General features: G+C 60.2%; 1 protein-coding gene. It reads right to left on the reverse strand.

Going from position 1 to position 575, the window contains the following annotated elements:
* Positions 1 to 28: 28 nt before the first annotated feature.
* A complete protein-coding gene (locus J5X75_RS43825) occupies positions 29 to 490 on the reverse strand; it encodes a DUF6924 domain-containing protein (RefSeq protein ID WP_208473648.1) in 462 nt (153 codons plus the stop codon).
* Positions 491 to 575: the final 85 nt, after the last annotated feature.

The raw sequence follows: 575 nt of genomic DNA on the forward strand, positions 1-575 counted from the left end.
GCGGCAGATGAACGCACCAGAATGCGTGTTACTCGAAGCCGCGGAAGATGCCGTCGCCGTCTACGTTCTCGGCGAACTCCTCCCAGTCCATGTTCGAGATCGTGAGGTTGTTCTGAACCGACCACATCTCTGACGGCACGACTCGGAACGTGGCACCGCGCTGAGGCCCCTTGCCCTGGTCCTCCAGGCCTTCCACGTAGTCGTAGAGGTTGACCGCCAGGATCGGGCGGTCAGGGTGAGTCAGCGTCTTCGCGTCGACGAGGAAGGCGACTGCATGGTCCACGCCTGCAGGCACCATCTCCACCAGTTGTGACGGCGTGATCTCCTCGAGCGCATGGTTATCTACGAATGCAACGAACGCCGTAAATCCTTCTTCCGTCTGCGGTTCAGTAATCGCCGCCTGAATCTCTTCCCATTCCTGCGAATTCGTGAAGTCAGTACGGATAACTAGGGAAACGTCGGAGTTCTGGCGCCACATGCGATCATCCACGCTCGCGAGGGTAAGCCAAGCCGACGGCATGGACGCACTCTCGTCTGGCAGGATCCGACGTAGGCTGCGCCTACCCGCGGTGACG

The organism is Actinoplanes flavus (genome assembly GCF_017592555.1).
Taxonomy (GTDB): Bacteria; Actinomycetota; Actinomycetes; order Mycobacteriales; family Micromonosporaceae; genus Actinoplanes; species Actinoplanes flavus.